Origin of the sequence: Microcella frigidaquae (assembly GCF_014200395.1) — a bacterium.
GTDB lineage: Bacteria > Actinomycetota > Actinomycetes > Actinomycetales > Microbacteriaceae > Microcella > Microcella frigidaquae.
The window spans coordinates 2,473,071-2,493,960 of sequence record NZ_JACHBS010000001.1; the positions used below are offsets into that span (position 1 = coordinate 2,473,071).

Genomic DNA, 20,890 nt, shown 5'->3' on the forward strand with positions numbered 1-20,890 from the left:
TTATTCCGCGGATGCTCCCACCACGTCGAGCAGCCACGCGAGCTCGTACGCCCGCTGCTTCCACGCCGAGTAGCGCCCGCTGACGCCGCCGTGCCCGGCCTCCATCTCGCACTTCAGGAGCGCATCCGCCCCGACGTCGCGCAGCCGCGCCACCCACTTGGCCGGCTCGACGTACAGCACGCGGGTGTCGTTGAGCGAGGTGGTGGCGAGGATGCGCGGGTACTGCTGCGCGGTCACGTTCTCGTAGGGCGCGTAGCTCTTGATGTACGCGTACGCCTCGGGGTCGTGCAGGGGGTTGCCCCACTCGTCCCACTCGATCACGGTGAGGGGCAGCTCGGGGTCGAGGATCGACGTGAGCGGGTCGACGAAGGGCACGTCGGCGAGGATGCCCGCGAACAGCTCGGGCGCGAGGTTGGCGACGGCGCCCATGAGGAGGCCGCCCGCGCTGCCGCCCTCGGCGACGAGCCGCTCGGGCACCGTCACGCCGGTGTCGATGAGGTGCCGGGCGACGGCGACGAAGTCGGTGAAGGTGTTCACCTTGCTCGTCGTCTTCCCGTTCTCGTACCAGGCGCGGCCGAGCTCGCCGCCGCCGCGCACATGGGCGATCGCGAACACCACGCCGCGGTCGAGCATCGACAGGCGCGGGATGCTGAAGCCGGGGTCGATCGACGACTCGTAGCTGCCGTAACCGTAGAGGTGCACCGGGCTCGGCGCGGGCTCGGCGGCGTTGTTGCCGTCGCCGCTGCCGTCGAGGCTCGGCACGAGCCCGCGCTTCCAGACCAGTGAGATCGGGATGCGCGTGCCGTCGGCCGCGATCGCCCAGTCGCGCCGCTCGGCGTAGTCGGCGGAGGTGTAGCCGCCGAGCACCGGCTGCTGCTTCAGCACGGTGATCGCGGCGGGCCCCTCGTCGAGGCGGGCGAGGTCGAGCTCGGCCACGGTCGCGGGCTCGGTGAAGCTCGTGTAGCCGATGCGCAGGGTCGGCTGTGCCCACTCGGGGTTGCCGCGCGTGCCGAGCGAGACGAGCTTCTCGCCGTCGAGCGGGGCGACGAGCTCGACCCAGGCACCGCGCGCCTCGACGGGCGCGGTCGCGCCGGGCCAGTGCAGCGCCTCGAGCGCGGTGTCGGGCGCGAGGCGCGCGATCGCCGTGCGGGGCAGCCCACCGGCCCGGTAGTCGAGCACGAGCGCGTGGGCGAACGCGTCGATGCCCTCGATGCGCACGCCGGGCTCGTGCGGCACGAGGGTGACGGGCGGCTCGTGCGGAGCATCCACGGGCACCGCATCGATCTGAAAGTCGGGAGCGCCGTCGTTGTGCGTGATCAGCCACCAGTCGCGGCCGCCGATGACGGCGTGCTCGAGGTCGTACTCGATACCGTGGCGGCGCGGCCGCACGACCTGGAACGTGCCGGTGGGGTCGGCGGCCTCGAGCACGTGCGTTTCGGAGGTGATGCTGCTCGCGGCCTCGATGACGAGCCAGCGGCCGCTGCGGGTGCGGCCGGCCCCGACCCAGTAGCTGTCGTCGGGCTCGTGGAAGACCTGCACGTCCTCCGCGCGCGGGGTGCCGACGCGGTGCCGCCAGATGGTGTCGGGGCGCCACGAGTCGTCGACGGTCGCGTAGAACACGTACTGGCCGCTGGGGTCGAAGAAGGCGCCGGCCGCGGTCTCGGTGATTTCGTCGGGCAGCGTCTCGCCGGTGCGCAGGTCGCGGATGCGCAGCGTGTAGCGCTCGTCGCCCTCGGTGTCGACGGCGAACAGCAGCCAGTGACCGTCGTCGCTGACGTCGAGCGAGCCGATGGCGAAGAAGTCGTGCCCCTCGGCCTCGACGTTGCCGTCGATGACGATCTGCTCGCCCTCGCGCGGCTGGCTCGGGTCGGGCAGCGGCGGCGGGGGCGTCCACGCGGCGGGGTCCATCGGGTCGGCCGGGTCGATCCGCTTTGCGGGCACGCGGCACTGGATGCCGTACTGCAGCCCCTCGACCGTGCGGCCGTAGTACCACCAGTCGCCCTCCCGCACGGGAATGCTCAGATCGGTCTCCTGCGTGCGGCCCTTGATCTCGTCGACGATGCGCTCGCGCAGCGGGGCCAGGTGGGCGAGCCGCGCCTCGGCGTAGGCGTTCTCGGCCTCGAGATGGGCGATGACCTCGGGGGAGTCCTTGTCGCGCAGCCACTCGTACGGGTCGTTCACGACGTCGCCGTGGTGCTCGCGGCGGTGGGGCTTCTGCAGGGCTCGGGGTGCTGCGGGTGCGGTGTCGGCAGGGGCCGCGTTCAGGTCGTCGCTCACCTGCCCAGCGTAGGCTTTCGCTCACCATGTCCGAGTCTCCGCTGGCCGCCAACCCATACGAGGTGCTGGGTGTCAGCCCGACCGCGTCGGACGACGAGCTGAAGCGCGCGTACCGCCTGCGCCTGCGGCAGTCGCACCCCGACACGGGCGGCTCGGCGGCCGAGTTCGACGCCGTGCAGCGCGCCTGGCAGCGAGTGGGCACCCCCTCGGCGCGGTATGCCTACGACTCGGGGGCAGACTCCGGTTCGAGCGGCGGCGGTGCGGCCCGGTCGTGGGGGCAGCACGGCGGCGGGGCATCCGGCCCGGGGCGCCATGACTCGCGCCCGAGTGCGAAGTCGTACGGGCATCCCGGCGGGTGGTATCGCGAGCAGTACCTGTCGCATATCCGCGAGTGGGCGGGGCGCGGCGTCGACCTGCCCGACCCGTTCGATGCGGCCCTGGTGCGCTCGGCGCCCCGGCAGATCCGCCACCTGCTGGCCGCGGCGATCGCGGAGGAGCGCTCGGCGACGGCCCTGGCAACCCTGGGATTGGGCTTCACGGTCTGGCACGACGTGGTCGCCGGCCCGCGCCCGGAGGACAAGCTCGACCACATCGTGCTCGGCCCGACCGGCCTGTGGGCGGTGCTCAGCGAAGACTGGGGTGCGCCCGTGCGCATCAAGCGCGGCGAGCTGATCGGCGAGGGGCTCGACACCGGCGAGAAGCCGCTCGCGATGCTTGGTGGGCGGGCGCGGGTGCTCGCGCGCGCCGCGAAGGTGCGGTTCTCGGCGCTGGTCATCGTGGTCGAAGACGACCAGGCCGCCGACTCGCTGGCCGAGCTCGGTTCGGTGCGCGGCGCGCAGGGGATGCTCGTGCAGCGCTCGCGGCTCGTGAACCTGATCCGCACCGGGCTGCCGGGTGTGGGGGTCGGGGGCACCGACCTGTTCGAGGTGCGCACGCGACTGCAGGCCGCGGTGCGGTTCGTGTGAGTTGGCCCTGTCGGGTCGGGCTGCTCTCCGGTAACCTGGCTAGGTAACCACGCCAGGAAGGGGGACAGGGTGGAACCGGTCAACCTCCTGAATGCACGGAACCAGCTGTCGAAGCTCGTGACCGCCGCCGAGCGAGGCGACGACGTCGTGATCGCGAAGCGAGGGCGGCCCGTCGTGCGACTCGTGCCCGTCGACGCGCCTCGCCACACCGGCGCGGCGCTCGCCGAACGCCTGGTCCGCAATCCGCCCCCGAGCGTGCGCACGCCGGCAGAGGTCGACGACGACCTCCGTGATGCTCGCGAGAGCTGGGGCGAGTAGGGCGTGATCTACCTCGACTCGTGCATCCTCATCTACGCCGTCGAAGACGACGGTGCGCGCGGTGATGCCGTGCGTCAGGCGCTGGCCGATCACGGCGATGACGAGATGGTTGTCTCACCGCTGGTGGTGATGGAGTGTCTGACCGGTCCGCTCAAGCGCGGCAACCTCGCCCTGGTGGACTACTACCGGGAGACGCTCGCCGGCATCGGTCGCGTTCCGTTGAACGAGGAGGAGTTCGTGCGCGCCGCCGAACTCCGTGCCCGTCATGGCCTCGGATCGGCTGATGCCCTGCACCTCGCCGCGGCCCAGAAGGCCGGATGCGCGGCGCTCTGGACCAACGATCGGCGGCTCGAGCGTGCGGGGCACGGTCTTGCCGTCGCCATCGTCGACCGCTCGTGAGCACGGTGCGGGTCGCGGGCGTCGACCTCGCCGCGGAGGCGGCGGGCACGGCACTCGCCGTGCTGCGGGTCGAGGCGGGTGGTCGCGAGCCGGGCAGCGTCGCGCTCGAGCACCTGCGGCTCGGCGTCGACGACGACACCCTGATCGCCGAGACCCGCACCGTCGCGCTGATCGGCATCGACTGCGCGTTCGGCTGGCCGGTCGACTTCGTCGACTTCGTCGCCCGCCAGGCGAGCGGAGCGCGCCTGGCGAGCGACGACACGGGCGACCTCGCCTGGCGCCGGCGTCTCGCGCATCGGGAGACCGACCGCGTCGTCACCGAGCGCACGGGCGCGCGGCCCCTCAGCGTCGCCACGGACCGCTTGGGCATGACGGCGCTGCGGTGCGCGGTGCTGCTCGACCGGCTGGCGGGAGACGGGCGGGTGGTCGACCGGGCGGGAGAGCATCCGAGTGCCGTTGTCGAGGTGTACCCCGCGATGGCCCTGCGGGTGTGGGGGCTGGCCCGGCCGGGCTACAAGCTGACGACGGATGCGCGCGCGGCGCTGATCGCCGACCTGCGCCGCGCGGCCCCGTGGCTCGAGCTCGGCGACCACGAGCCGCTCATGCGGGCCTCGGCCGACGCGCTCGACGCGGTGCTTGCCGCGCTGGTGGCGCTCGCGCATCGGGCCGGACACTCGGTGCCGCCGACCGCGGCGCAGCGCGACCGCGCGCGGGTCGAGGGCTGGGTGGCGATCCCGACGGTCGGGCTGGCCGAGCTGGGGAGGGTACCGTAGGGGAGTGACAGCGGCTGATGAAGAGTGCATCCACGGGTTCGAGCCAGGGATGTGCGCCAGCTGCTTCCCCCCTCCCGCGCCGGTGGCTCCGCCGCCCGCGCGCCGCAGCCCGAAGCCGGCCGCCCGCAGCCTGCGCAGTCCCGCCCCGGGCGCGACCGGCAAGGCCGCCGAGGTGCGGCCGCCGAACCTGCCGCAGCGCGTCTTCCACGTCACGCACATCAGCAACCTGCCGCTGATCCTCGGCGAGGGTCGCCTGCTGCCGTCGTCGCAGGCCCAGCCTGCGCTACGGCTGGCGAGCGAGCTCGCGCGCGAGCTGCGGGCCACGGCGCCGGTACCGGCCGTCCCGCGCGCTGTCGGTGGCACCGACGAGCTGGGTGCCCTCGCGGGCACTCGTGAATCCACGGTGGACGACTGCGTCGCCTTCAGCCTCACCCCGCAGGCGACGTGGTGGCTCGAGGTGCAGGAGGGTGCGGCTGGCCCGACGTGGAGCGCCGCGGCTCGCGCCGCCGCGACGACGGACTTCGTGGTGCTGGGCGTGGACATCCGCTCGCTGGGCGATGGTCTGATCGTGTCGGACGGCGATGCCGCGGCCCCGGCCACGCGTCTCGGTGCCGGCGCCGACGGCCGTCAGCGGATGCTCGCGCGCGCCGCAGCCACCCCCGAGGCCCTGCAGGCCGCGGAGGCGCTGGTGCCCGGCCCGGTGTCGCTCGACCTCGTCGCGCTGGTGGCGGTCGCGAACGACCGCCGCCGCGACGAGGTGCGCGCCCTGCTGCAGTCGGCGGGGGTCACGGCCAAGGTCGCGGTGTATCCGCCGTGGTTCGTGCCGAAGCTCGACGACTGAGTCGGATCTCGCCGCGCCCGGCTGGGGAGTTCTGCACAGCCCCGTGAACGGAGGAGGGTGCTCCTTTTCTGAGCAATGCTAATTTTCGAGGGCGACGCTCCGTCGCATTGCCACCCCCTCGAAAGAAGGCACTCCGATGCTCAGAATCGACTCTGCTCGCGCGCGCCGCGCAATCGCTGCAGCCGTCGCCACCGTACTCATGACGCTCGGCGCGGGCGCGACGGCTGCACAGGCGGCACCTGTGGAGGAGGCGCAGCCGGTCACGACCGAGTGGGTGTGCTCGACGATGCCGAGTCGCGTCACCGACTTCCGGGTCTTCAATGGCACCGCCCACACCTTCGCAATTCAGAAGTTCGATGCGGCACTCGGCTCTTTCGTGTCGATCGAGGTTTCTCTCGATGCTCAACTGACCGCCGGCATGCAGGTGAACCTCAATCTGACTGAGCCTGCGGCTGATGTCACGGTGAACGCCCGATACGAGCTATGGATGAACATTCCGCCTGAGGCCGTGACCCCCAACTTCCCACCGGGGCCGAGTGATCGCTCGAGCACCATCTACCTCCCGCTTGAGATCCCCTGGGCGAATGGCCCTCTCCCGAACGGGCCGACGGTCTTCAACACGCGAGTTGAGTCGCTCGGCGGGTCGTTCACTTCCTTGGATTCAGGAGTCTGGTCAGGTTCCGGTTTGCAGACTCTCATCTTCCAGTCGAACACCACCATCGGCGCGACGGGTGTCGGAGGCAACGGCGAGTACATCCAGAACACCACCGCCTCTGCCGACCTCTGCTACCGCTACACCTACGTCCCGGCGGCTTCCGGTCCGGAGCCCGAACCACCGTCAACCCCCGACGAGCCGACCGAGTCTGATCCCGCTCCAGACCCCGAGCCGACCCCTGAGACGACGCTCCAGGAACTCCCGGCACTGGGCGCTGGAGACCGCTTCAGCGCGGTTCTCCCGCTTGCGCTGGGGGCCGCCTTGACGATCCTCGCCGGCATGATGCTGCGGCAGCGACCGCTCGCGCTCGGGGAGGTCAGGCCGCCCCGCTGACGGGCCGACTGGCTGACGGGCAGGGCCTGCCCGCTCCCCGCCGTGCCCGCTGCGCCTCGCGCGCCCTCCGCATCACCGCGTCGCGCGGCACCCCGGCAACCGAGCCGACCTAGGCTCACCTCATGGCCCGCATGCTGCCCCCGACGGTCGGCGACGACGCCCCGCCCGGCGAGCTCGCCGTGTTCGCGGCGCTGCGCGATGCTCCCGGCACCGACGACTGGGTGGTGTTCCACTCGCTCGAGATCGCGCACCACGTCAGCCAGGTGCAGGGCGAGGCCGACTTCGTGGTCATCGCGCCGGGATACGGCGTGCTCGTCATCGAGGTGAAGTCGCACGAGAGCATCGAGGCCGACGGCGAGGGGCGCTGGCGCTACGGCAGCCGCGACTGGGTGACCCGCAGCCCCTTCGAGCAGGCGTCGGGGGCGCAGCACTCGATCATCGAGTACCTGCAGTCGCGCGGCGCCCGCCCGGTGGGGTATCCGATCTTCCACGCGGCGTGGCTCACGCAGCTCAGCAAGAGCAAGTTCAGCAACGGCATCGGGTGGCACGAGTGGCAGCTGCTCGATGCCGCCGATCTGGGGGCTGACCGGGTGCGGGGTGCGATCATCCGCTGCCTCGAGAAGGCGAGTGCGCACCTGGGCGAGACGATCGCCAGCTACCGTCGGGTCGCGGGCCAGCCGGATGCGGAGCACACGCAGCGCGTGGTCGACCTGCTGATTCCGCGCTTCGTCGTCGAGTTGAGCGCGAAAGAGCTGGCGCGACGGCGCGAGCGGGAGCAGGCCCAGTTCACGGCCGAGCAGGTGCGCGTGCTCGATCTGGTGGCCGGCAACCCGCGGCTGCTGCTCGAGGGCCCGGCGGGCACGGGCAAGACGTGGGTGGCAGCCGAGGCCGCCCGCCGTGCGGCGGCGGCCGGCCAGCGCACCCTCGTGGTGGTGTTCAACCGGCTCATCGAGCAGCGGCTGGTCGAGCTGTGCGGCGACGGGGTGGAGGTGCGGCGCATCCACGCCCTGATGGCGCAGGTGGTTGACCGGCACGCGGGGCGCAACGAGGCGCGGCGCAAGCTCGACTCAGGCCGCGTCGAGCGCGACTGGTACGACGTGACCCTGCCCGAGCAGGCGCTCGAGGCGGCGCTCGAGCTCGGCCCGCAGTTCGACTACCTGGTGCTCGACGAGGCGCAAGACGTGGCGGTCGACGCCTACCTCGACGTGCTCGACGCGCTGCTGGTGGGCGGGCTGGCGCAGGCGCCGGTGTTCGTGACGGGCGACTTCGACCACCAGGTGATCTACCGGCGGCACGGGGATGCTGCGGCCGCGCCCGCTGCCCCTTCTGCCGACTCGGCCGCCGCGCCGGCCACCCCCGAGTCGGCCCGCGACCGCCTGCTGCGCCGCCTGCCCGGCCTCGTGCAGTTGCAGCTGCGCTCGAACGTGCGCACCACCCCCGAGGTGGGCCGCTTCGTGGCCGAGCTGATCGGCGAGCCGACTCTGTACAGCGAGCACCGCCGCAGCGATGACGACCAGGTGTCGGTCGAGCGCCTGACCTTCTCGACGGCGGACGAGCAGCAGCGCCTGCTGGCCGACGCGGTGGAGCGCATCCTGTCGGAGCCGTTCACGGTGCGCGAGCTGGTGATCCTCTCGCCCTACCGCGCCGACCGTTCCGCTGTCGGCGTGGCGCTGTCATCGGGCGCTGCGGATGCTCGCCTCACGTCGCGCCTCGCCCCCGCCGTGGCGGGCACGGGTATCGAGGATTCGACGCGCATCCGGTGGGGGACGATCCACGAGTTCAAGGGCCTCGAGGCGCCGGCGGTGATCCTGACCGACATCGACCTGTCGAAGGAGCACCACCGCGATCTGCTGTACGTGGGGGCGTCGCGGGCGACGGATCGGCTGGTGGTGCTCACGGCTGGCCGGCAGAGCTAGGTGTTTCGCGATTCGCACCGACGGCTGATTTACCGTGCCAGGCCTCTTCGGAGGTCATCAGCAGTGCGTCGGGCAAGCGCTGCGGTGTCGGCAGGCACCTGCGCCTCGATGAGTCCGTTCCCGGCGAGCGAGTCAAGCAGCTGAGTGAGTCTTGAGCGGTCGGAGCCGCGCAGGTCGGCGACGATCGGCTCGGTGTCCGTGATGCAGGCCAGCAGCGTCATGCTGTCGAGGAGGTGTCGATCGCGATCTCGTGAGTCGACCAGGTGCGCGGCTGCTTTCAGCACGAGCGCCCCGTGAAGTGTTGGCGCAGGAACAGCCACGATTCGGTCACCCGCGTCGAAGTGCAGCACCTCGGTTCTGTTGAGCGCCTGTTGACCGCCGTCGATCTGCAACACCAGTTTGCGCCCGAATCGCGGTGGAGGCCGTTCGTGGTCAGGCACCATGAGGTCAACCACGTCGGTTCCGCGGCGGAATCGGTATGCACGAGCGGTCGTCTCGTCCAAGGTGTAACCGCTCTCAAGAAGTGCTGAGGCTGCAGAGGAGTAACTGAAGACTCCCGCCTCCACGCGCGCTGCCACGTCGACGTCGACCGTGACTCGCGTCGTCTCAACGCGCGCAGCGATGGCGTGGGCCTGCACCATGAGGCCGCCCACGAGAACCCATCGATCAAGCGGGAGAACGTCAGCCAGTTCCCACACTCGGGGCCACGGGTGCGTCCACCCGCCCGAGGGCTGAGGAATGACGTCCTTCTCGCTCACCGCAGTTTCTCTTGACGTTCGCGGAGCCGTTCGAGGGCGGCACTGCTTGAACGTTGGTCGCCGTAGGCGTAGACCACGATGTCACTGACGACGGCCCCAGCAGAAGTCTCCAGCTCCACGAGCACTGTCTCGCCGTCGACATCCTCGATGAGGCGCCATTGTCGGGCGAGAGTGTTGGCGTCGGGAGTCACGGCGACACGCAGAGTTGCTCCCGTCGAGGTGAGCGACTGGTCACCTTCGGCGATGGTGTCGCCGCTCGCGGCAGTGGAACGCCAGAGCGAGACCCGTGAGCCCAGTACGTGGTAGGCGAGCTCTGCGGCACTGAGGTCACGCAGGCGAGCGCGAAGTCTGCTGCGTTGGCTTCCCGAGATCGCTGACGTCGAACCGCTGTCGAGAAGATCGCAGGCTGCTCGCACCGTCTGCTCATCCCACGAGCGTCCGCGCCCTCGTGACCGACTCGCCGCCAACACCGCGCGGCCCGAAACGACGGTGCGCCCGGCAACGTCTCGGTGTGCGAGGCGTCCGGCTCGCACCATTCGCTGTACCTGGCGCTGACTGACGCCAAGCTGCGATGCGGCGGTGCGGGTTGCGGTTTCCATGACATAAATAGTCGCTTAGGCGACGTATTACGTCAATTGCCACACGCATGCTCGATTCCCAGTGGGCTTGCTGGTTCTCTGCCGGTGCTCGTTGTGCGCTGGACGATCAATCATTAGTGGTCCTGGGTGGGAGGTACCTCACTGGAGTTACCCGCCGGACGTCGGATCACGGCCGCAGCGATCAGCACGATCGCACCGATGTACATGACGAAGAACCCCACCTCGATCTGTGTCGTGGCCAAGAAGCCTTCCGCCAGTCCGGCGAAGGGGTTTCCGGCCAGCTCTTGTTCGAGATCGGCTTGCGCATCGCTCAGTCGCGTCAGAAAGACCGCGATGCTGATCGAAAGCACGGCGATCGCCCCAATCGCCGTCACCCAGAGCCATCGGAACCAGCCGAGCAACACCAGGCCGGCTGAAATCGCGGCCAGCACGAGCACGATCACACCGTCGCCCTGGAAGTTGCCGAGGTAATTCACTGTGCCGATCACCGGAGCGCTGATGGCTGGCAGAAAGGTGCCGAGTGCCAAGACGGCAGCCCCGGCTAAGCCCACGATGTGGCGACGATCCATGAGTCTCTTCTCGCTTTCTTGATCGCAGGGTGGTGAACGGTCAGCCGGGTGCTGAGGGTGTCTCGCGATCGCCAGCAACGGTAGGGGCCTGGTCCGACATTCGGCTGCTTGCCGACGCGGTGGAGCGCATCCTGTCGGAGCAGTTCACGGTGCGCGAGCTGGTGATCCTCTCGCCCTACCGCGCCGACCGTTCCGCTGTCGGCATGGCGCTGTCTTCAGGCGCCGCGGATGCTCGCCTCACGTCGCGCCTCGCCCCCGCTGTGGCGGGCACGGGCATCGAAGATTCGACGCGCATTCGGTGGGGAACGATCCACGAGTTCAAGGGCCTCGAGGCGCCGGCGGTGGTCCTGACCGACATCGACCTGACGAAGGAGCACCACCGCGATCTGCTGTACGTGGGGGCGTCGCGGGCGACGGATCGGCTGGTGGTGCTGACTGCCGACTGAACGGCCGGCCAGAGTCAGTCGCTGGGGCCCTTCGGGCGTGACGTCTCACCGTAACGCTGCTGTGCAGCTTGCTTGCTGATGCCTAGAACGATTCCGATGAGTCCCCAGCTGCGCCCCGTGGCACGTGACGCGGCGACGGCGGCTCGCAGCTCGGCTTCCGCATCGCGCAGGGCGTGCTTCGCTCGTCCGATCCTTCGCAGGTCTTCTGGGTCGTCAACCTCAAGCGTGCTCAGGTCGATCGTGTCGAGAAGCTTCTCGATGTCGCGATGGCTCGTTCGAGTCTTCACGGCTTCTCTCTCCCCTCGAGGTAGCGGATGAAGCGTCGTCGTGCGGGCATGGCGTGGATGACTCGCGCATCGTCTTCGGGGTCAGCGAGCACGATTTCAAGCAGCTCTCCGTTGCGCGCCGGGCCGATCGCCACGAGCTCGTTGTCATCGAGTGCGTAGAGGCGCATGGGGAGATCTAACGCGTGCCTGATGTCGTCAACCAGGACCCCGTGCTTGAGTGCCGACGCCAAGATTCGCGGCTCCACTCTAGGCCTCACCTACTGAAGCGTCAATATTCTGTTGACGCGCGTTCTGACGGCTCAGTCTGAGCCCGTATCGCTCGAACCGGTGAGCGACAAGCGCATGGCGGGCGTGGTCGTCGCATGCTTCAGGCTCAGGAGGAGCGGTCACGGTCGTCGAACCGCTGTCCGTTCACGGTGTGCGAGCTGGTCAGCCTGAACGACATCGACCTGTCGGAAGGCGGGTCGGCCTACTGCGCGACCTTGGCGCTGACGAGTCGGTTGAGACTCACGCCCTGTTCTGCCGCCTCTATGGCCAGCGCTCGGTGCAGGGCGGGGGGAATCCGCAGCCGGAACTCGCCGCTGAACTGACGTTCGGCAAGGGGCTCGGGCACCGGCTCGCCAGAGGTCTCGAGTTCGTCGACAACCTGGGCGACGAGATCGCGAAGCCCCAGCAACGCCGCTGCCGGATCCGGTGCGAGCCACGACAGAGACCGGAACTCGATCACGGTGGCGACATACTCGTGGTCTTCCGGCGACCACGAGACCCGGTAGGTGTAGTGATCGTCACGCATGGTTGCCCTTCGTCTCTCTGGGTTCGGCGTCCTCCGTCAGTCGATCGATCGGCGCGGCGCGCATCTGCTGCAGGGCGCGATCAATCGTCCGCTGTGGTGTCACTAATGGTACCGCTCTTCGCTTGACATGGCGATAGTGTGCGCGGAAAGGCGCATGGTGGCTGGACGCGGCAGCAAGGTCGTGGTGAGAAGGCCGGCACAGGAGCTCTGAGGCGGGAGCGACCAGGCACGCAAGTTGTCGTGCAAGGCGTGGATGCGTGACGGGCCGTGGATGCTCCTTCCCGCGTGTTCCCGAGGCCACCGAGTTGCACTGACGCAACGCTTGTGGCTCTCGCGCTTCATCTTGATGTGAGCTACCCTCACTCCAAAGAGAGGAGGCTCGATGCCGGGGCCTGGATTCGCTGTCGTCGACCTGGAAACCACTGGCCTGTTCACCGGCGGCCACGATCGCGTCATCGAGATCGCGGTTGTGCACACGGACGAGAACGGCACGATCACGGGGGAATGGGAGACGCTCGTCAACCCGCAGCGCCATGTTGGCGCCGAACACGTGCACGGCATCCGCGCGGCCGATCTCATCGATGCGCCCACCTTTGCCGACATTGCCGACGATCTCGTTGACCTTCTCGCGGGTCGGGTGCTCGTCGCGCACAACGCGCGATTCGACCGCGGCTTTCTCGCCGCCGAGTTCGGCCGCACGCCCCATCCGTTGCCTGACGACGCCCCGACGCTCTGCACGATGCAGCTGGCCCGCGATCTCATTCCCGGTGCCGGGCGAAGCCTCGCCGACTGCTGTGCCGCGTTCGACATTCCCCTCGACAACGCTCATCGTGCCCTCGTCGACGCGCACGCGACGGCCGAGCTTCTCGGTGGCTACATCGCCAGCACTGATCGCGAGTTCTGGTACGCCCGCATTGATCGGGCGTTGAACGTCGGCTGGCCGCCTCTCTCGCATCTGAGCAGGCGCGAGCGTTGGGTGGCGCGCGGGGCGAGCGCAGCATCCGTGCCGTTCTTGCAGCGCATTGCCGAGCGCCTGCCTGATGTCTCGGGTCCGGCCGAGCACATTGAGTACTTGGCGCTGCTCGACCGCTGCCTCATCGATCGCCACCTGTCTGAGCACGAGTCGCGCCAGCTCGCGGCCGTCGCGAACGAGCTCGGTATCGGGCGGGATACGGCCACCCGCTTGCACGTCGAGTACCTCGATCAGCTCGCCACGGTGGCGTGGAGTGACGGCGTGCTGTCAGCGACCGAGGTGGCAGATCTTGCGGCCGTCGCGGCGCTCTTGCAGGTGCCCGATGCTCTGCTCACTGCCGCCCTCGCTCCGCGTGAGCCCGCTGAGACCGTGTCAACAACGGATGCTGCGACCACGCCCGGCGCGTTCACCCTGCCACCCGGCGCCATGGTGGTGTTGACCGGCGAGATGTCGCGCCCGCGCGCCGAGCTTGAGTCGGCCCTCACAGCGGCGGGTTACCGCGTAGCCGGCGCCGTCTCGAAGAAGGTGTCGTTGTTGATCGCGGCCGACCCCGACTCGCTGTCGGGGAAGGCGCGCAAGGCGCGGGAGTACGGCATTCCCGTGGTGGGGGAGAGCCACCTGGCCCGGCTCCTGTAGCGCCGCACGCGGGTGTGGAGCGCTTCTCGACTTGTGTCCAGGCTCGGGCTAGACTCGAGGCGTCGCCCGATGCGTCGGGAGTGAAAGTGAACCCCGGGAGTTCCTGTGTTGTCACAGGGCCCGGGGTTTCGCGCGTCATGGTCTGGTTCGAACAATCGTGAGTGCCGACAGTCGAGATGAGTTCGCCGCAGGCATGGTCAGATCAGATGCCACCGCTCCCGCGACGATATCCGCGGCCCACAGGGCGGGGTTTGTCGGTCCGGCTTCGTGAGTGATGCGGATGCGGCTGCCGGGCACCTGCCGCGAACGCATGGCGAGGAAGTGGTCGATGTCTCGCTGGTCGTCTGCTGCACCTCGCGATTCGGCAACAATCTCAGAGACGTCGCGCACGGTGAGCTCCTGAACCAGGCGTTCCATGCACAGTCTCCGGCGGCGCTCGAGTCGCTCCCCACTCAGCGCGTGATGGACGACGACGACGAATCGAGCGTCAGCCGTGTCGAGCTCATCGAGGGCAACAGCTCGAAGCCGTGACCTCTTCGGGATGTCACGCCAATGCAGCTTTCGGGCGGCCGTTGGCTTGAGGGCGAGCATGCTCGCACTGAGGTCGGCAGCAGCTTCGATCGAGCAGATCGCGGCGGCCAGGAGGTAGGTGTTGGGCACTCCGCCTACCGACGCCGTCGCCTCATCGACGAAAGCAATGACGCGTGAGGTTGACGCGGGGCCGTGCACTCGCGAACCCTAGTTGTCGACAGGCAGTCGCGCGAGAACTCTCCACGAGAGGGCGAGCCTGAGTCCCGTGGGGTGGTGGACTTTCCGGTCCTGAGCGTCGTGTCGTTGACGTGAGGGGCCACCGTGCGATGGTCAGTGAGAACGACCAAGTTACTCACGACAGGAGATCGCACGATGGCCCTCAATCAGTCTGCCCTGCTTCAGCTGCTCGCCGAGCTGAAACTCACCGACACCACCGACCGCATCCGTCAGATGACCGAACGGCTCTACCAAGAACTGATCGACGCCGAAGCCGCGTCGGTGATCGGCGCCGGACCCTACGAGCGCACCGCCGAGCGCGTTGCGACTCGCAACGGGGCGAGGTTGCGCACCCTGTCGACCACTGCGGGAGATCTGGAGTTGCGGATCCCGAAGCTGCGGGCCGGCAGTTTCTTTCCGTCGTTGTTGGAGCGGCGCCGCCGGGTCGATCAGGCGCTGTTCGCCGTGGTGATGGAGGCCTACCTGCACGGCGTCTCCACCCGCAAGGTTGACGATCTGGTCAAGGCGCTCGGCGCCGACACGGGCATCTCGAAGTCCGAGGTGTCTCGCATCTGCGCCGGCCTGGACGCGACGGTTGCGGCATTCCGCGACCGATCCCTGTCTCAGATCGCCTACCCCTACGTCTTCTTGGACGCCACCTATTGCAAGGTTCGCATCGACGGGCGGGTGGTGTCTCAAGCGGTTGTGGTCGCGATCGGGATCACCGCTGACGGGCACCGTCAGGTGCTCGGCTTTGACGTGGGCGACAGCGAAACGGAGGAGTTCTGGAAAGCGTTCCTGCGATCGTTGAAAGCTCGAGGGCTTTCCGGGGTGAAGCTGGTGATCTCCGACGCGCACGCGGGTTTGAAAGCAGCTATCGCGGTGGTGGTGCAGGGAGCGGCCTGGCAGCGGTGCCGCGTGCATTTCATGCGCAACGTGCTCACCGTCCTGCCTAAGGGTCGGCAGGAGATGGTGGCCTCGATCATCCGCACGATCTTCGCCCAACCCGACGCTGAGCATATTGACGCGCAGTTCGAGGAGGTTGCTCGCATGATCGACCGCGTTCACCCCAAGGCTGCCCAGATGCTCCACGATGCCCGAGCCGACGTGCTGGCGTTCAAGCACTTCCCCGCCCGGCATTGGCGGCAGATCTGGTCGACGAATCCGCTGGAACGGCTGAACCGTGAGATCAAACGTCGCACCGACGTCGTCGGAGTGTTCCCGAACACTGCCAGCCTGCTGCGCCTGACCGGCGCCGTTTTGATCGAGCAGCACGACGAATGGGAAGCTGGCGACCGCCGTTACTTTTCCGAAGCGTCCATGGCCGAACTCACCGCCACCAGCTCGGTCGAGGACGCGGTGATGCTGCCCGAGATCACGGCCGCCTAGACTGCAGCCAGCTGATCATCGCGTGGAAACGAAAGACCACCACTCAGCGGGACGTGGCCGAGGGCGAGCTTTCTGAGACCGAAGGACGCACGCCAAAGCGAATGTCGGTGGTGCCTGCAACACACTCAGTCAGTGGCAGAGAGTGCGCCGCCGCCACCCATCTTGACAATAACGCACTTGCGCGCTAACGTTACCTCAGTAATGCACAACTCAACACCAGGTCTTCAGAAGGGCCGGCCGCAGTAGCGGTCGGTACCGGCAACCGGCTCCCGGGCACGGTGCTCCAACGACCTGCTCCGCCTCAGGCGGAGAAACCCGGGAGGTCAGTCAGGCCTCCGACTCGCATCCCACGAATCAGGAGGATTCATGACCGACGCCACTTCTCCCCGCGCTGGCAACGGCGACGACTCGATCGACATCGACCGGATCATCCGCCCGTTCGTCGTCGGCGGTCTCGCCGGGTACGACGAGGATGAGGCTCATTCGGCAGAGCCGACCGACGAGGTCGTCGCCCGCACCGCCCTGCTGCTCTGCATCGACCGCAGCGGCTCGATGCAGAGCATCCGCGACGACATGATCGGCGGGCTGCAGGGCATGCTCGACGCGCAGGCCGCGCTGCCCGGTCGTGCCACCGTCGACATCGTCACGTTCGACGCCGAGGTCGAGCTGCAGTGCTCGATGGCCGACATCAGCGAGGCCCGCATCCGGCTCGAACCGCGCGGATCGACCGCCCTGCACGACGCCCTCGGCGACGCCATCACCGGCTTCGGCACCGCGCTCGACGCTCTGCCCGAGATCGCCCGACCCGACGTCGTGCAGGTCATCGTCGTCACCGACGGGCACGAGAACGCCAGCCGCCGCTACAGCGCCGCCCAGGTGCGCGAGCTCGTCGAGCGCCAGCAGCGCGACCACGGGTGGGAGTTCGTCTTCCTCGGCGCGGGGCAAGACGCCGTGCTCACCGGCACGCGACTCGGCTTCGACGCCGGCAGCAGCATGACCTACACCGCGAAGGGCGAGCAGGTCGGCGGCATGTCCGACGCACTCAGCCGCTACGTCACCGACGTGCGGATGAGCAAGAAGCAGCTCTTCCTCGAGGCCGAGCGCCGCGCCGCCGCCGAAGAGGCCGACCGCCGCCGCGCCGAGCAGGAGCAGGGCGACGCCGACACCGCGGGCGGTGCCCGATGAGCGCCCCCGACGAGATGCCGATCGTCACTCGATCGTTCGAGCTCTGGAACCGCCTCAAGGCTCTCGGTCAGCGCATCGAGAGGGGCGTCGCGCTCATCGAGAGCGACGGCGTGCGGATGCCCGCCCTCCGTCTCGCCGACCGCCTCGAGTCGCCCGGCTACAGCCGGCTGCTCGAGCTGGTCGCACGCGGCGACGAGGCCGCCGTCGACCTCGCCACCCGGAGGTTCACCCTCGAGGTGCACCGCAGCACCGAGGCGGCCGCGCGCCGCCGCGCGGTCGACCTCGCGCTGAGCCTGCTCGTCGACACTGCGATCGCCACCCAGCGATCGACCACGATCGTGCTCGACCGCGGCCTCGGCGAGCCGGGCGATCAGGGGCACCACCCGGGCGGCCTCTACCTCTGCATCGACCGCTGGCAGAACGGCGAGGTCGTGGCGAGCATCGTCACCGACTACGCCGACGTCGTGCCGCGCGAGGGCCTCAACTCGGCGCTGCTGAGCCTGGCCTCGTGGTGGACGATTCCGACGGCGGCGCCGCACAAGCCGATCTTCCGCAAGACATGGGCCGCGCCAACCGCCGACGTGAGCGCGCTGATCGCGGCCGCCGTGGCGCTCGCGGTCGTGCAGGTTCTCGACGCGGTGGGCGGGCAGCCGGTGGCGCTGCGGCACACGCTGCGCGGGCATCCCGTCGTGCGGCACCTGAAAGAGCCGCCGTTCGCGCGCCTCGACCCGGCCGCCGACCGCAGCATCGCCCGCGCGATCGTGCGCATTCCGCGCGAGCACTGGAAGGTGCCGACACCGGCCGAGACCGACCCGCGCGTCGAGACCGAGACCGTGCGCGCCACCGTCGCCAACGCCGAGCGGCAGGCGGGTGAGGCCGACGACGAGCTCAGCCTGATGGCGCTCGGCGACGTGCTGACGCACCTCGACGAGCGCCGCGCCTACGAGGGCGCCCTGCTCGACTGGCTGGCCGTCATGGCCCAGCAGCGCGACGCCCTCGCGCACCTCACCGCTCGTGCCCAGACCCCCGAAGGAGACCCCCGATGACCACCCCCCTCACGATCGCCTACAGCGACGTCTACCTCGACTGGATGCTCGGCGCCGGTGATGGCGAGCACCCCACTGACCCGGTGCGCGCGCAGCTCGCCACCGAGCGCCTGCTCGCCCGCTTCGGGCGGGCCGGCTCGAGCGCGGCCGTGGATGGCGGCGTGCGAGTTCTCGACCCGCTGGGCGTGCCGGTGGAGCGGGCGCGTGCGGCGATCGAGAGCATCCACGATGCCGCGTATGTGGCGCGCGTGATCGATGACGGCGTCAGCGGCGAGTGGCTGGGCGAACGCCCCGAACTGGGCCTGACGGCGCTCGCGATGTTCGCCGGCACGATGGCGCTCGTCGACGAGCTGGTGGCCGGCCGGGCGCGCGTCGGCTTCAACCCGCAGGGTGCCAAGCATCACGCGGCGCGCGACCGCAGTGCGGGGTTCTGCGTGTTCAACGACATGGCGTGGGCGGCCCTCGAGCTCGAGCGGAAGGGGCTGCGGCCGCTGTATCTCGACTGGGACATCCACGCCGGCGATGGCGTGCAGCACCTGCTGGCTGACACGGCGATTCCGACGCTGAGCATCCATGGGCACTCGACGTATCCGTTCGACCCGGCGACGATCGACGTCGCCGCGGCGGGGGAGGGGCGTCGCCACACTCGGCACGACCCGGCGCGGGCGATCTACAACTGGGGTCTCAACGTCGGTGACGGGGACGAGCACCTGCTCTGGGCGCTCGAGGAGGCGCGCGCGGTGATCGACGCGCACCAGCCGGGAGTGATCCTGCTCGCTGCCGGCGCTGACGGGCTGGTCGGCAGCCCGCTCGGCACCGGCGCCTACACGCAGGCCGGCTTCGTGGCCGCGGCTGGCGTGGTCGCCGAGCTGGCCGCCCGCCACAGCGAGGGCCGCGTGCTCGTCGGCGGAGCGGGCGGCTACCAGCCACGCACCGAGACTCCGCGCGCCTGGGCGAACGTGGTCGGCGTGTTGCACGCCGGGCTCGATGCGGCTGTCAACCTCGGCGCCGAGGCGGTGACCCGATGAGCCCCGAGAAGAAGCAGCCGGAGTTCACCGAGGAGGAGATCACCCACGCCCTGAACATGGGCGGCCCGCTGAAGCCGATCCACGTGCCGATCGGGCGCGCGGCCGAGCATCCGCTGCTCAAGCACGCGGTCATCGAAGACGGCAACTACGTGACCTGGCCGGGCTTCACCCCTCGGCAGGTGCGAGTGGCGCGCGACACAGTGACCCTGCACGTGCAGACCGGGGCGCCGTACTTCTCGATGCCGCCGCGCATCAACGCCGACTGGTGGCTGCCGCCGAACCCGACGCGGGATGACCTGCGCGCGACCTACGGACGCGTCGCCGACCTGCAGCGCTGGTACCTGGTCATCGACCCGATCGTGCACCCCGCCCAGGTCACCCTGGTCACGTCGTTCAGCGTGGAGGGGGAGCGCACCTTCCTGCAGCGCGCGCATCGCCCGGGGTGGATGCCCCTGCCGGCAGCCGCGTTCGTCGACATGCTCGACAACCCCGAGCTGGTGGTCACCCCGACCGACCAGATCACGGCGGACACGTGGGAGCAGATCTGGCGGGACCGATGAACGTCCTTGTGCACGGGGCGGACTCTTCGCCGACACCCCGTGCCTTCTCGGTAGGGCGGTGATGTCGGCGTTACTTCATAGACTGTCTCAACTATCGATTGCCGTCAGATTCACGCCGGGGAGGCGCCGATTAACCTCGCACCTGATCCGCAGCGATATCAGCTTTCGTTCACTGCGGGCGCTCTCTACCTCGCGGGGGCACCCATCGCGGCAGAACTCTATCTTCGGCTTCGAAACTGGGCTGAGGTTCGTGGGGTTCTTCGCGCCGACAACCTTCTTCGCGCTCGTACCGCAGCTACCACAACAAGGTGGTCGCGCGAGCTCGTTCAGCGCTTGGAGACCCTGAGTCTGGAAGAAGTAGAGCTTCTCGCCGACGCAACGAGCGAAGAGCTAGCGCAGCTAATGTGGACTGCAACGTGCCGTCGATATGCGCTTATCGCGGAGTTCGCCGAGGAGGTGCTTCGCGACCGTTTCCTCCTCATGCAGACTGAACTGGCACACGAGCACTTCGACGCATTTGTCAGCGGAAAGAGCTTGTGGCATGACGAGCTCAGCGAGTTGGAGCCTGCCACCTTTCGCAAGCTCCGCAGCAATCTCTTCACGATGCTCCGCGAGGGCAACTTGATCTCAGAGGGCGGCACGATCATTCCCACAGTCCTGTCAGTTCGTGTCAAGGAGCACCTAGTTCGACGCACTCCGAGCGATGTGCGCTTCTTTCCGACGAGGGAGATCGCATGAGCACCCATGAGGTGGCGAAGTGGGAAGACCACCTGGTCGCCGTGATGTCCGGGAGACGATTCCGCAACATGGAAGGCCTCAGCGGCGAGGTGCCGTTCTTCATCTACCCTTACGAGCCCACCGACGCTCTCGAGATCGCCCAGTCCAAGAAGAGGATCAAGACGAAGCTTGCACAACAGGGCATCGAGGTCCTCGAGGTCAACCTCTACGACCTGGTGGTCGAACTGCTCAAGGACCGCGGCGTCTGGGACGACCTCATCGCGATGGAGCCGGACACACCGAAGGACGACTTCCGCGAAGGCCTGCGCTCCATGCTCGACCCTGGCGACGACCTCGCCCCAGCGATTCAAGCGCGACTGAACGCCCAGCCTTTCGACATCTTTTTCCTCACCGGTATTGGCGAGGTCTTTCCCTACATCCGTTCACACAACGTGCTGAACAACATCCAAACCATCGCCAGCAACAAGCCGATGCTCATGTTCTTCCCTGGGCGCTACGAGCAGTCCCAGACCCTCGGGTCATCGCTCGTGCTCTTCGGCGTGATGAAAGACGACCAGTACTACCGGGCCAAGGACATCCGGGAACAGGAAGCGTGACTC

General features: G+C 68.8%; 24 protein-coding genes. 16 read left to right on the forward strand and 8 right to left on the reverse strand.

Annotation, left to right across the window (positions count from 1 at the left end):
• Positions 1 to 2,277 carry a prolyl oligopeptidase family serine peptidase gene (locus tag BJ959_RS12085; protein WP_153982451.1) on the reverse strand — a complete coding sequence of 759 codons (2,277 nt, stop codon included), beginning with the start codon at positions 2,275 to 2,277 and terminating at the stop codon, positions 1 to 3.
• Between the two features lie 26 nt (positions 2,278 to 2,303).
• Here BJ959_RS12085 and BJ959_RS12090 point away from each other — a divergent pair, with 26 nt between their 5' ends.
• From BJ959_RS12090 to BJ959_RS12120, 7 genes are all read left to right on the forward strand, one after another.
• Complete coding sequence (locus tag BJ959_RS12090; RefSeq protein ID WP_153982452.1) at positions 2,304 to 3,242, forward strand: J domain-containing protein; 939 nt, start codon at positions 2,304 to 2,306, stop codon at positions 3,240 to 3,242.
• Positions 3,243 to 3,311: 69 nt separating this feature from the next.
• Entirely contained in the window at positions 3,312 to 3,560 is a 249-nt protein-coding gene (locus BJ959_RS12095) for a type II toxin-antitoxin system prevent-host-death family antitoxin (RefSeq protein WP_153982453.1), read from the forward strand.
• A 3-nt stretch (positions 3,561 to 3,563) separates the two neighbouring features.
• Entirely contained in the window at positions 3,564 to 3,959 is a 396-nt protein-coding gene (locus BJ959_RS12100; RefSeq protein ID WP_153982454.1) for a PIN domain-containing protein, read from the forward strand.
• Positions 3,956 to 4,732, forward strand: coding sequence for a DUF429 domain-containing protein (locus tag BJ959_RS12105; RefSeq protein ID WP_341799993.1), 777 nt, complete (start codon positions 3,956 to 3,958; stop codon positions 4,730 to 4,732). Before BJ959_RS12100 ends, BJ959_RS12105 begins: the two co-directional genes overlap by 4 nt.
• An 82-nt stretch (positions 4,733 to 4,814) precedes the next feature.
• On the forward strand, positions 4,815 to 5,573 hold the full coding sequence (locus tag BJ959_RS12110; RefSeq protein ID WP_153982455.1) for a DarT ssDNA thymidine ADP-ribosyltransferase family protein: 759 nt from the start codon (positions 4,815 to 4,817) through the stop codon (positions 5,571 to 5,573).
• A gap of 199 nt (positions 5,574 to 5,772) precedes the next feature.
• Positions 5,773 to 6,621, forward strand: a complete 849-nt coding sequence (locus BJ959_RS12115; protein ID WP_165879016.1) for a choice-of-anchor E domain-containing protein — start codon at positions 5,773 to 5,775, stop codon at positions 6,619 to 6,621.
• Between the two features lie 122 nt (positions 6,622 to 6,743).
• A complete protein-coding gene (locus BJ959_RS12120; protein ID WP_153982457.1) occupies positions 6,744 to 8,537 on the forward strand; it encodes an NERD domain-containing protein in 1,794 nt (597 codons plus the stop codon).
• 29 nt (positions 8,538 to 8,566) lie between these two features.
• Here BJ959_RS12120 and BJ959_RS12125 read toward each other — a convergent pair whose 3' ends face one another.
• The 3 genes from BJ959_RS12125 to BJ959_RS12135 all read right to left on the reverse strand — a co-directional run bounded on the left by BJ959_RS12125 (position 8,567) and on the right by BJ959_RS12135 (position 10,463).
• Positions 8,567 to 9,295 (reverse strand): hypothetical protein, encoded by a 729-nt coding sequence (locus tag BJ959_RS12125; RefSeq protein ID WP_153982458.1) that lies wholly within the window; start codon positions 9,293 to 9,295, stop codon positions 8,567 to 8,569.
• Positions 9,292 to 9,894, reverse strand: a complete 603-nt coding sequence (locus tag BJ959_RS12130) for a MerR family transcriptional regulator (protein WP_153982459.1) — start codon at positions 9,892 to 9,894, stop codon at positions 9,292 to 9,294. Before BJ959_RS12130 ends, BJ959_RS12125 begins: the two co-directional genes overlap by 4 nt.
• Positions 9,895 to 10,007: 113 nt before the next feature.
• Complete coding sequence (locus BJ959_RS12135) at positions 10,008 to 10,463, reverse strand: hypothetical protein (RefSeq protein WP_153982460.1); 456 nt, start codon at positions 10,461 to 10,463, stop codon at positions 10,008 to 10,010.
• 119 nt (positions 10,464 to 10,582) lie between these two features.
• Here BJ959_RS12135 and BJ959_RS12140 point away from each other — a divergent pair, with 119 nt between their 5' ends.
• The gene (locus BJ959_RS12140; protein ID WP_153982461.1) at positions 10,583 to 10,909 is read left to right on the forward strand and encodes an ATP-binding domain-containing protein; all 327 of its coding nucleotides are present in this window, start codon (positions 10,583 to 10,585) and stop codon (positions 10,907 to 10,909) included.
• A 14-nt stretch (positions 10,910 to 10,923) separates the two neighbouring features.
• On the opposite strand, the gene BJ959_RS12145 is transcribed toward BJ959_RS12140, so the two are convergent.
• The 3 genes from BJ959_RS12145 to BJ959_RS12155 form a co-directional block, all read right to left on the reverse strand.
• On the reverse strand, positions 10,924 to 11,196 hold the full coding sequence (locus tag BJ959_RS12145) for a hypothetical protein (protein ID WP_153982462.1): 273 nt from the start codon (positions 11,194 to 11,196) through the stop codon (positions 10,924 to 10,926).
• Positions 11,193 to 11,363 (reverse strand): hypothetical protein, encoded by a 171-nt coding sequence (locus BJ959_RS12150; protein WP_153982463.1) that lies wholly within the window; start codon positions 11,361 to 11,363, stop codon positions 11,193 to 11,195. The genes BJ959_RS12145 and BJ959_RS12150 overlap by 4 nt, the downstream gene beginning before the upstream one ends.
• 302 nt (positions 11,364 to 11,665) lie before the next feature.
• A complete protein-coding gene (locus BJ959_RS12155) occupies positions 11,666 to 11,989 on the reverse strand; it encodes a type II toxin-antitoxin system HicB family antitoxin (RefSeq protein WP_153982464.1) in 324 nt (107 codons plus the stop codon).
• A 382-nt stretch (positions 11,990 to 12,371) separates the two neighbouring features.
• Here BJ959_RS12155 and BJ959_RS12160 point away from each other — a divergent pair, with 382 nt between their 5' ends.
• Positions 12,372 to 13,598: an exonuclease domain-containing protein gene (locus BJ959_RS12160; protein WP_153982465.1), complete on the forward strand. Its 1,227-nt coding sequence runs from the start codon at positions 12,372 to 12,374 to the stop codon at positions 13,596 to 13,598.
• A 135-nt stretch (positions 13,599 to 13,733) separates the two neighbouring features.
• Here BJ959_RS12160 and BJ959_RS12165 read toward each other — a convergent pair whose 3' ends face one another.
• Positions 13,734 to 14,327, reverse strand: a complete 594-nt coding sequence (locus tag BJ959_RS12165) for a hypothetical protein (RefSeq protein ID WP_153982466.1) — start codon at positions 14,325 to 14,327, stop codon at positions 13,734 to 13,736.
• Between the two features lie 174 nt (positions 14,328 to 14,501).
• Here BJ959_RS12165 and BJ959_RS12170 point away from each other — a divergent pair, with 174 nt between their 5' ends.
• From BJ959_RS12170 to BJ959_RS12200, 7 genes are all read left to right on the forward strand, one after another.
• Positions 14,502 to 15,734 (forward strand): IS256 family transposase, encoded by a 1,233-nt coding sequence (locus tag BJ959_RS12170; protein WP_183321849.1) that lies wholly within the window; start codon positions 14,502 to 14,504, stop codon positions 15,732 to 15,734.
• Between the two features lie 366 nt (positions 15,735 to 16,100).
• Positions 16,101 to 16,919 carry a vWA domain-containing protein gene (locus BJ959_RS12175; protein WP_153983144.1) on the forward strand — a complete coding sequence of 273 codons (819 nt, stop codon included), beginning with the start codon at positions 16,101 to 16,103 and terminating at the stop codon, positions 16,917 to 16,919.
• Entirely contained in the window at positions 16,916 to 17,965 is a 1,050-nt protein-coding gene (locus BJ959_RS12180) for a hypothetical protein (protein WP_153983143.1), read from the forward strand. The genes BJ959_RS12175 and BJ959_RS12180 overlap by 4 nt, the downstream gene beginning before the upstream one ends.
• Positions 17,962 to 18,993 carry an arginase family protein gene (locus BJ959_RS12185; protein WP_153983142.1) on the forward strand — a complete coding sequence of 344 codons (1,032 nt, stop codon included), beginning with the start codon at positions 17,962 to 17,964 and terminating at the stop codon, positions 18,991 to 18,993. The genes BJ959_RS12180 and BJ959_RS12185 overlap by 4 nt, the downstream gene beginning before the upstream one ends.
• The gene (locus BJ959_RS12190; RefSeq protein ID WP_153983141.1) at positions 18,990 to 19,553 is read left to right on the forward strand and encodes a hypothetical protein; all 564 of its coding nucleotides are present in this window, start codon (positions 18,990 to 18,992) and stop codon (positions 19,551 to 19,553) included. Before BJ959_RS12185 ends, BJ959_RS12190 begins: the two co-directional genes overlap by 4 nt.
• A gap of 129 nt (positions 19,554 to 19,682) precedes the next feature.
• The gene (locus tag BJ959_RS12195; RefSeq protein ID WP_153983140.1) at positions 19,683 to 20,291 is read left to right on the forward strand and encodes a BrxA family protein; all 609 of its coding nucleotides are present in this window, start codon (positions 19,683 to 19,685) and stop codon (positions 20,289 to 20,291) included.
• Positions 20,288 to 20,887, forward strand: coding sequence for a DUF1788 domain-containing protein (locus tag BJ959_RS12200; protein WP_153983139.1), 600 nt, complete (start codon positions 20,288 to 20,290; stop codon positions 20,885 to 20,887). Before BJ959_RS12195 ends, BJ959_RS12200 begins: the two co-directional genes overlap by 4 nt.
• The last annotated feature ends 3 nt before the right edge of the window (positions 20,888 to 20,890 follow it).